Annotated in this window: 6 protein-coding genes; 5 read left to right on the top strand and 1 reads right to left on the bottom strand. The window is 74.4% G+C overall.

What is annotated here, in order from left to right:
- The coding region (locus GXP76_RS31140) for an FHA domain-containing protein (protein WP_242574971.1) at nucleotides 1–519 on the top strand (519 nt) is incomplete at its 5' end.
- Here GXP76_RS31140 and GXP76_RS31135 read toward each other — a convergent pair.
- Nucleotides 500–1,552: a methyltransferase domain-containing protein gene (locus GXP76_RS31135; RefSeq protein WP_242574970.1), complete on the bottom strand. Its 1,053-nt coding sequence runs from the start codon at nucleotides 1,550–1,552 to the stop codon at nucleotides 500–502. The genes GXP76_RS31140 and GXP76_RS31135 overlap by 20 nt on opposite strands.
- 178 nt (nucleotides 1,553–1,730) lie before the next feature.
- Here GXP76_RS31135 and GXP76_RS31130 point away from each other — a divergent pair, with 178 nt between their 5' ends.
- The 4 genes from GXP76_RS31130 to GXP76_RS31115 all read left to right on the top strand — a co-directional run bounded on the left by GXP76_RS31130 (nucleotide 1,731) and on the right by GXP76_RS31115 (nucleotide 9,565).
- Nucleotides 1,731–2,129 (top strand): globin, encoded by a 399-nt coding sequence (locus GXP76_RS31130; RefSeq protein ID WP_242574969.1) that lies wholly within the window; start codon nucleotides 1,731–1,733, stop codon nucleotides 2,127–2,129.
- Between the two features lie 176 nt (nucleotides 2,130–2,305).
- Nucleotides 2,306–5,707: an ABC transporter permease gene (locus GXP76_RS31125; RefSeq protein ID WP_242574968.1), complete on the top strand. Its 3,402-nt coding sequence runs from the start codon at nucleotides 2,306–2,308 to the stop codon at nucleotides 5,705–5,707.
- A 1-nt stretch (nucleotide 5,708) separates the two neighbouring features.
- Nucleotides 5,709–8,579 (top strand): FtsX-like permease family protein, encoded by a 2,871-nt coding sequence (locus GXP76_RS31120; protein ID WP_242574967.1) that lies wholly within the window; start codon nucleotides 5,709–5,711, stop codon nucleotides 8,577–8,579.
- The gene (locus tag GXP76_RS31115; RefSeq protein WP_242574966.1) at nucleotides 8,576–9,565 is read left to right on the top strand and encodes an ABC transporter ATP-binding protein; all 990 of its coding nucleotides are present in this window, start codon (nucleotides 8,576–8,578) and stop codon (nucleotides 9,563–9,565) included. The genes GXP76_RS31120 and GXP76_RS31115 overlap by 4 nt, the downstream gene beginning before the upstream one ends.
- Nucleotides 9,566–9,743 lie beyond the last annotated feature (178 nt).

Raw genomic sequence — 9,743 nt, 5'->3', positions numbered from 1 at the left:
CAGCAGGCCGGTGGCGACGACTGGGTGCTGCCGCCGCCCTCGCAGGCGCAGGCTCCGGCGCCCCCGCAGCAGTTCCAGCAGGGACCGCCGCCGCAGCACCAGTACCAGCCGCCCGGCAACTGGACCGCGGTCGTCGCACCCGACCGTGAGTACTTCATGGCGATGATGCAGCGCAGCGGCCCCGAGGCGACGGGCCTCAACCTGCCCGCGTACTCACCGGAACAGCATCTTCCGATGACCGGGAACCAGATCACCATCGGCCGCCGGCGCCACTCCACCGGCGAGTCCCCCGATGTCGACCTGGCCGTCCCGCCGGAGGACCCGGGAGTCTCGCACCAGCACGCGGTCCTGGTGCAGCAGCCCGACGGCAGCTGGGCCGTGGTCGATCAGAACTCCACCAACGGCACGACGCTGAACGGCGCCGAGGACCCGATCCAGCCGTATGTCCCCGTCCCGCTCAAGGACGGCGACCGCGTGCACGTCGGTGCCTGGACGACGATCACGATCCGGCGGAGCTGAGCGGCCAGACGTACGGCCCCGAGGGGTCGTCCAGCCAGGCCCACTGCCGGGCGGGGCGGACCGTGATGCCGAACCTCTCCCGCTGCGGGCGCTTCTCGCGCTCCCAGAGGGAGAGGGCCTCGTGCGGGTCCAGGCTGCCCGCCGTCAGCGAGAGCATGAAGCGGAAGAGATCGTTCTCCAGCGCTTTCCTGGGCAGCCCGCCGATTCGCTGGAGGACCGGCAGCCCCGGTTCCTCCGTGCGGCCCCGCAGCGGGACGAAGAAGGCGGACGTGTGCAGGAAGTGCCCTTCCGCGTAACGGCCGTGGGAGTCGTCGCCGATGTCCAGCGCGATGAGCCCGGTGGAGAGCGGGGCCAGGATCCGCGCCCCGTCCGCGCACTGCTCCAGCCAGCCGGACGGCACCGCGGGCAGCGTGCAGGTCGCGATGATCCGGTCGAACGGTGCCCGTCGCCGGCAGCCGGTCGCGCCGTCGCCGGTGACGACCACGGGCCGGTATCCGGCGGTCGCCAGATGCGTACGGGCGGACTCCGTGATCTCCGGATCCAGATCGACGGTCGTCACGCGCCCGTCGCCGAGCCGGTGCGAGAGCAGACCCGCGTTGTAGCCGGTGCCCGCGCCGATCTCCAGGACGGTGTGCCCCTCGCGCACCTTCAGCTCCGCGAGCATCCGGGCCATCAGGGAGGGCTGGCTGCTGGAGGAGATCAGTTCACCGTCCCGTAAGCGGGTGGCCAGCGCCCCGTCGGCGTACGCGCCGCGCAGCCAGCGAAGCCGCCGGACGGGATCGGGGTCGTCGCGCCACAGCCGGTCGCGGCCGCCGGGTCCGCCGGGTCCGCCGGGTCCGCCGGGTCCGCCGACGAAGTAGTACGGCACGAAGAGATGGCGCGGGACCTCCTCGAACGCGGTGCGCCAGGCCGGGTCGTCCAGCGACCCGTCGTCCACCATGCCCCGCACCATGGCGGCACGCGCCTCGGCGGCGACGCTTTCGTCGTCGTCGCCCCGCCGGTACGCCTGTTGGTGCTCGCGATGGACGCCCATGACCCCACTGTCCTGTGTCCCGGGCGCGGAAGCGAGCAGTACCGGCTCCTGGACCCCGGGTAACCGGATCCTGCGGCACGAGCGGCCGGTCCTCGAAGCGGGCGGCCGGTTGCCGGAGGCGGGCGGCGGGAGTCCTAGACCTCAGGTACTCGGCCGGTGGGTCTGAGACCATGGAGGGGTGAACGAGATTCCGCGCGGCACACTTTCGGAGCAGACCTTCTACGAGCAGGTCGGCGGGGAGGAGACCTTCCGGCGCCTGGTCCACCGGTTCTACCAGGGGGTCGCCGAGGACCCGCTGCTCCGGCCGATGTACCCGGAGGAGGATCTCGGGCCCGCCGAGGAGCGGTTCACGCTGTTCCTGATCCAGTACTGGGGCGGCCCGCGCACGTACAGCGACAACCGGGGCCATCCCCGCCTGCGGATGCGCCACGCGCCGTTCACCGTCGACCGGGCCGCGCACGACGCGTGGCTGCGGCACATGCGGGTGGCCGTCGACGAGCTGGGGCTCTCCGAGGAGCACGAGCAGCAGCTCTGGAACTACATGACGTACGCCGCCGCGTCGATGGTCAACAGCTGACCGGTCGCCCCGGTCCCGGCCCCCCGGCGATCATCGGCCGCGCCCCGGAATACGGAACTCCCGTTCCGGACAACGGTCACAATCGGATCAAAGTACGGGTGTAAGCGGTTTCAAGAGCGGGTGCCCTCTGAAAGTATCCGAGGCTCGGGGACGGGCGACGGATCGGCGGGGGACACGTGACGGGGTTCGTTTTTCTGCGCGTCCGCGCGCACCGGCTCCTGCTCGCCGCGGCCCTCCTCGCCGTTCTCCTCACGACGTCCGTCCTGTCGGCGCTCACCGCCTTCTCCGGCTCCATCGGGGACGCCGCGCTCCGTCACACGCTCCAGGGCCGCGAGGCCGCCGCGGCGGCGCTCGTGATCACCGCGCAGGTCCCCGCCGGCGACCGGCGGGCCGCGGACGAGGCCGCCTCCGAGGCCGCGCGGAAATCCTTCGACGGGCTGCCCGTCACCGTACGGAAATTGGAACGCTCCGGGTCGTACTCGCTCCCCCGCGGACTCCAGCCGCCCGCCGCCCGCGCGGGGGACCCCGACCTCACGCACTTCGCGACGCTCGACCGCTCGCGCGTACGGCTGGTGACCGGGACCTGGCCCGCCGCCGGGGACTCCACCGCCGGCGACCCCGTGCAGGCGGCGTTCCCCGAAGAGGCCGCGGCCCGGCTCGGGCTGAAGGCGGGGGCCCGGCTCACCCTGGTCGATCGGCTGGGGGACAAGCCCCTCACGATCCGCGTCACCGGTGTCTACCGGCCGGCCGATGTCACCGATCCGTACTGGAAGCTGGACACCGTCGGCGGCCACGGCGTCCGGACGGTCACCTTCACCACCTACGGTCCGCTGCTCACCGACCCCGCCCAGTTCGACTCCGGCCGGCTCCAGGCGGGCGACCTCTCCTGGCTGGCCGCCGCCGATTTCCGGTCCGTCGGCACCGGCCGTATCGACTCGCTGCGCGCCGCCGCCGAGCGGGGGCCCAAGGCCCTCGCCGCGCTGCCGGTCTTCGCCGACGGTGTGAACGCGCGGTCCGCGCTGCCGGAGGTGCTCGACCGGACCGAACGCGCGTTGCTCGTCTCCCGCTCGACGCTGCTGATCGTCGCCGTCCAGCTCGTACTGCTCGCGGGTTACGCCCTGTTGCTGGTCGCACGCCTGCTGAGCACCGAGCGGACCGGCGAGACCGATCTGCTGCGGGCACGCGGCGGCTCCCGGCGCCGGATCCTCTGGCTCACCACCATCGAGGCGCTGCTCCTGGCGCTGCCCGCCGCGCTCTGCGCGCCGCTGCTCGCGGGGCCGCTGACCCGGCTCCTGGCCGACAGCGGCAGGCTCACCGAGATCGGGCTGCGGCTCGGTGACACCTCCACCGCCGAGGTGTGGCTGACCGGCGGCGGGGTCGCGCTGGCGTGCGCCGCCGCCGTCGTGGCGCCCGCCCTGGCCACGGCCGGCGTGACCCGGCTGCGGCGCGGCAGGGCGAAGCCGCTGCCCGGCCCGGTGCGCGCGGGCGCCGACGTGGGGCTGCTGGTGATCGCGGCGGTGGCGTACTGGCAGCTGGACCGGCAGACGGCCGCGTCGGGCGGCGGCGCGCTCAGCGGTGACAGCCGGGGCGAACTCGGCATCGATCCGCTGCTGGTGGCCGCCCCCGCGCTGGCACTGCTCGCGGGCACCGTACTGACCCTTCGTCTGCTGCCCCCCGTGGCGCGCCTCGCCGAACGGCGCGCGGCGAGCGGGGCGGGTCTGTCGTCGGCGCTCGCCGGCTGGCAGTTCAGCCGCAGACCGCTGCGCGGCGCGGGCCCGGTGCTTCTGCTGGTGCTGGCCGTGGCGATGGGGATGCTGGCGATCGGGCAGAGCGCGTCGTGGGACCGTTCGCAGGAGGACCAGGCGGACTTCCGCACCGGCGCGTCGGTGCGGGTGGCGATGGACCGGCCCGGCGATCCCGGGCAGGCGGGGATCTACGCCGCGCTGCCGGGGGTGCGCGACGCCGCCCCCGCGCACCGCGCCGGCTCCGAGCTGTCGGGGAACCGGACGGCGACCGTCCTCGCGCTGGACACCGCTCACGCGGACGAGCGGATGCTGCTGCGGAAGGACACGTCAGGGCTGTCCCGCGACGACGGACCGGCCCGGCTCCTGGAGGTGCTGAAGCCGCCGGGGACGGCACGGCCCGGCACCCCGCTGCCCGACGGCACCCGGCAGCTGCGGATCACGCTGCGGCTCACCGACACCGGGGCGGGTGACGGGGTGTCGCCGACCGGCGCCGCCTCGTTCGCGACGGTGCTGGTCGAGGACCGGTACGGGGTCGGCCACCGCATGCCCGTGGGCGAGGTTCCCGTCGACGGCCGTCCGCACACCGTGACGCTCGATCTGACCGGGGCGGCGGAAGCCGTACCCGGTCCGGAGGCGAAGACCACGCCGCTCGCCCCGGCGGAGCCGCTGGCCCTGACCGGTCTGGAGTTCGTCTCGACCGCTCCGGCGGGCAGGAGCGAGACCCACCGGCTCAGCGTCGACGCGCTGCGGTCCCTGGACGCCGACGGGACCGCGCGCCCGGTCGACGTCACCGAGGACTCCGGCTGGCGGGCGACGCGCCTGAGTTCGCTGGACGGCGAGGCGGACCCGGAGACGCCGCTGAAGCCGGTGTTCTCGGCGAGGACTCCGCTGGCGCTCTCGTACGGGACGGGGGTCAGCCCGCAGGCCGGGCCCTACCTCGACCAGGCACGCAACGTCACCGTGCGGGTGAGCGCCGCGCGCGCCGAACCGCCGGCCGTACTGCCCGGAATCGCCACCGACACGTTTCTGCGCGCGGCCGGCGCGAAGACCGGGCAGAACGTGGACGTCCAGGTCTCGGGCCAGCGCCTCCGGGTGAAGATCGTGCGCTCGGTCGGCCAGCTGCCCACCACCGGGGCCGGCGCCCTGAGTGCGCGGGCCACGTCCGAGACCACCGAAGACGGTCGTACGGGCGACGGCGGCGGGCTCCTGATCGATCTGCGCACCGTCAACGAGGTGCTCGCCGACCGGCACGCGGCGTCGCTGGCCCCCACCGAGTGGTGGCTGAGCGCGGCACCGGGCCGTGCGCAGGAGATCGCCGAGACGCTGCGGAAGCGGTCCGACCTGGACCCGGCGCAGGTCCTGGTGCGCGACGAGACGGCGCGGGAGTTGCTCGGCGATCCGCTGGGGGTCGGTCCGCAGTCCGCGCTGACGGCCGCCGCCGTCGCGGCGGCGGCGCTCGCGGCGGTCGGCTTCGCGGTGAGCGCGGCGGGCTCGCAACGTGAACGGGCGGCGGAATTCGCCCTGTTGAGGGCTCTCGGTACGCCACGGCGCCAACTCGCCCGGCTGATAGCCACCGAACAGGGCGTGCTCCTCACGGTCGCGCTGCTGGTCGGCGTCGCTCTCGGCGCCGTACTGACCAGGGCGGTGGTGCCCCTGGTCGTCCTCACCGGCCAGGCCACCCAGCCGGTCCCCCGCGTCCTGGTCGAACTGCCCACGGGCCAGGTGGCCGCCCTGCTGGCCGGGGTGTCGGCGCTACCCCTGCTGATGATCGCGGCCCTGGCCCTGCGCCGTACGGACCCGACGGTCACGCTCCGCGAACGGGGAGGCAACTGAGATGCGAACTCCTTCGCGAAGCGGCGGCGGGAACGGCGAGCGGGGGAACACCCGCCCCGCGCGGGCCGTCGCACCCTGGGTGCGGACCCGGCTGCGGACCGCGCCCGGTGCCGCCGCCGCGATGGCCGTGCTCGTCGTACTCACCGCGTACCTCGCCGCCGCGTTCCCGCGCTCCGTCGACGCGTACGAGACGAACGGTCTGCGCCACGACATCCGTACCGCGCCCGCCGCCGAGAGCGTCCTGGAGGTCAGCACCCCCGCGTACGGCCCCGGCATGCCGCGGGCGGACCGGGAGAAGACGCTGCGCGGTGCGTGGGTGACACAGACGCAGCGAAAGATCGTGCGCGGTCTGCCGGCGCCGGTACGGGCCGACGAGGGCGCCTCGGCGTACGGCGTACGGACCACCGAGCCGGTCGAGGGCAGGGACCCCTGGCTGGCCGCGCCCGACAATCTGCCGCCGATGTTCACCCTGGCCGCCCAGGCGGAGCTCGGACGCCACTCCACGCTCCGTGAGGGCCGGCTCCCCCGCGCCGACGCGCCGGTGACGGAGCGCACGCGGGAGGTGGAGGCCGCGGTCACCGCGGCGACCGCCAAGTCGCTCCACATCAAGGCCGGTTCGGTGGTGCACGTACCGGCCGCCGGCGGGCGGGAGATCGGTGTACGGATCACCGGAATCATCGCGCCACGGGACCCGGACAACAGCTACTGGTCCTTCGAGCCCACACTCGGCTCCCCCGCCCTGGTCGCCGTACAGACCGACGACCGCCCGCAGCCCCGCTACTGGCGCGCCTCCCTCCTCCTGCCGCCCGACGCCGCCCCCGTACTGCTCGGCACCGCCGGTGAACCCCAGCTCTACTGGCGGATCGCGCCCGACACGGCGCCGCTCACCGCCCGCGACGCACCACAACTCGCCTCACGTATCGCGTCGTTGAAGAACGGCCCGGAGCTGACCGAACTGCGCACGAACGTGGTCGGACCCGTGACCGTGGTGGCGACGCGACTCGACGGGATCGTCGCCGGGCACCGCTCGATGAGCGCCGCCATCGCCCCGGTCGTCGCGGTGGCCGCGCTGGGGATCGGGGCCGTGGCCGCCGTCGTCCTGGTGATGGCGGGCGGCCTGATCGCGGCACGGCGCCGGGCCGAACTCGCCCTGCTGCGCTCACGCGGCGGATCCCTGCGCGGCATCGGCGGCCGGCTCCTCGCCGAGACGGCGGTGGTCGTCCTGCCGGCGGCGGCCGTGGGCCTGCTGCTCGCCGTCCTGACCGTCCCGGAGGCCCGGCTGCTGCCCGCCGTGGCCGCCGCGAGCGCGGTGGCCCTGCTGGCCTGCGCCGCGCTGCCGGTACGGGCGGTCGTACGGCACCGCAGGCCGCTGCCGCACGGGGGCCGCGAGGACCTCGCACAGGCCCGGCCCTCCCGCCGCCGCACGATGGCCGAACTGACCCTGCTGACCCTGGCGATCGGCGCCGTGGTCGCCCTGCGCCGGCGCGGCACGGGAGGCCCTGCCGACGCCGCGGGCGCCGGCGGGCTGGGCGACGTGGACTACCTGGTCAGCTCCGCGCCGGTACTGGTGGGACTGATCGCCGCGCTCGTTCTCGTGCGCCTGTACCCACTGCCGCTGCGTCTCGCGGGCCGCCCCGCCGGCCGGCTGCGCGGCGCGGTCGGCTTCCTCTCGCTGGCCCGCGCGGGCCGCGCCTCGTCGTCGGGCGCGCTGCCGCTGCTCGCGCTGCTCGTCGCCCTGACGACGGCGGCGTTCGGCGGCTCGGTGCTGGCCGGGATCGACGACGCCAGGGAACGGGCCGCCGTGATGGCCACGGGCGCCGACGCCCGCATCACCGTCGCCGGATCGTCGCCAGTGATGCCCGACGGGCTGGCGGAGGCCGTGCGGGAGAGCCCCGGGGTCGGCGAGGTGACGGCGGTGCAGGTCGAGTACGGCGTACCGCTGCCGTCCGACAGCGTGGCCTTCCGGAAGACGCTCGGTGTGACCATGATCGCCGTGGAGCCGCGTGCGTACGCGCGGCTGGCCCGGCAGACCGGCCTCGGCGAGTTCTCCGCCGGCTCCCTGAAGTCCGTGGGCGGCGGCGGTGTGCGCGACGGGGAGCCGGACCCGAACCGGGTCCTGCCCGCGATCGCCTCGCCCGGTGTCGCCGAACGCCTCGGCGACCGGGCGCACGACATCCGGTCGGAGGCCGGGGACTTCAAGGTGCGGGTAGCGGAGGTACGGGGGAACACCCCGGCGGCGCCCGGCACCGACTACCTCCTGGTGAACGCCGCCGACCTGACGAACCGGGCGCCGACCATGCTGCTGGTCGGCGGCGCGGAGCTGGACGGCGCTGCGCTGCGCCGTACGGTCGCCGGGTTCGAGGGGGACTTCGGTGTCAAGCTGCGCGCCGAGGAGCGGAGGGCGTTCGTCAACACGCCCATGCAGGAGGGCGCCGAGCGGATCTACGCGGCGGCGATCGCGGCGGGCGCGGGCTACGCCCTGCTGGCCCTGCTGCTCTCGCTGTCGCAGACGGCCCCGGAGCGCGTCACGCTGCTGGCGAGGCTGCGCACCATGGGTCTCACGACGCGGCAGGGCCGCCAGCTCCTCGGCCTGGAGGTCCTTCCGCAGGCGCTGCTGGCCGCCGTGGGCGGGGCGCTGGTCGGCTGGGCGACCGTCGTACTGCTGGCGCCGGGCGTGGATCTCGTACGGCTGGCGCTCAACGCGACATCGGACGTGACGCTGGACGGGGCGCCGCTCCGGGCCGATCCGTGGTCGCTGGTGCTGCCGGCGGTGGGGGTGCTGGCGCTGGCCGCGGCGGTGTCGGTCGTCCAGGCGTGGTGGGCGGGACGGCAAGGATCGATCAACGAACTCAGGGCAGGAGACAGCCGATGACATCGTCGACCGGGTCCGCGGTGACTCTGGAGCAGTTGGAGCGGCGCGCGGGCATCCACCGCGACCGGCCCTCGTACGGCCACGACGCGCTCATCTCCTGCGACCGGCTGGTGCGGATCTTCACCGCCGACGGCGTGGAGGTGCAGGCCCTCCAGGGACTCGATCTGCTGGTGGCGGAGGGCGAGTTGATGGCTCTCGTGGGCGCGTCGGGCAGCGGCAAGTCCACGCTGATGAACATCCTCGCGGGCCTGGACGTCCCGACGGCCGGCGCCGCGAAGGTGGCGGGCCGCGATCTGCTGAACATGGACGCGAAGGCGCGGCTGCGCTACCGGCGTGAGGCGGTCGGCTTCGTCTGGCAGGAGACCGGACGGAATCTGCTGCCTTACCTGACTGCCGCTCAGAATGTGGCGCTGCCGATGCAGTTGAGCCTCCGGGGCGGCCGGCGCCGACGGGCCGAGCGCGCGGCGCGGGCGGAGTCGCTGCTGGCGATGCTGGACGTCTCGGGCTGCCGCGACCGCCGCCCGCACCAGATGTCCGGCGGTCAGCAGCAGCGTGTCGCGATCGCCGTCGCCCTCGCCAACTCGCCTTCCGTACTGCTGGCGGACGAGCCGACGGGCGAGCTGGACTCGGCGACGGGTGAGCAGGTGTTCGCCGCGTTCCGGCGGGCGAACGAGGAGCTGGGCACGACCATCGTGATCGTCACCCACGACCAGGCGGTCGCGGGCGAGGTACGCCGGACGGTCGCCATCCGGGACGGCCGCACCTCGTCGGAGGTCCTGCGCCGCACGGAGGTCGACGCGACGACGGGCCAGGAGTCGGTGGTGGCGAGGGAGTACGCGATGCTCGACCGCGCGGGCCGCCTCCAGCTTCCGGCGGACTACACGAAGGCGCTGGGCATGGAACACCGCGTGATGCTGGAACTGGAACAGGACCACATAGGAGTCTGGCCGGACACCCCGGACGCCCCAGCCCCGCCCGCCGACTGAGGCCCCGGCGGGCAATCCAAGCCCGTCCGGCGATTGAGGACACACCACCCACCCGGCGCAACCGGCAGACCACCTCCGCCGGGTGGGCCTTTCAAGCCCGCCCCAACAGACGCTTCCAACCCGCCCAGCGGGCACTTCAAGCCCGTCCGGCGATTGAGGACACACCACCCACCGGGCG

The organism is Streptomyces sp. NP-1717 (assembly GCF_022695985.1).
GTDB lineage: Bacteria > Actinomycetota > Actinomycetes > Streptomycetales > Streptomycetaceae > Streptomyces.
This window is presented reverse-complemented; position numbering and strand designations above follow the sequence as displayed.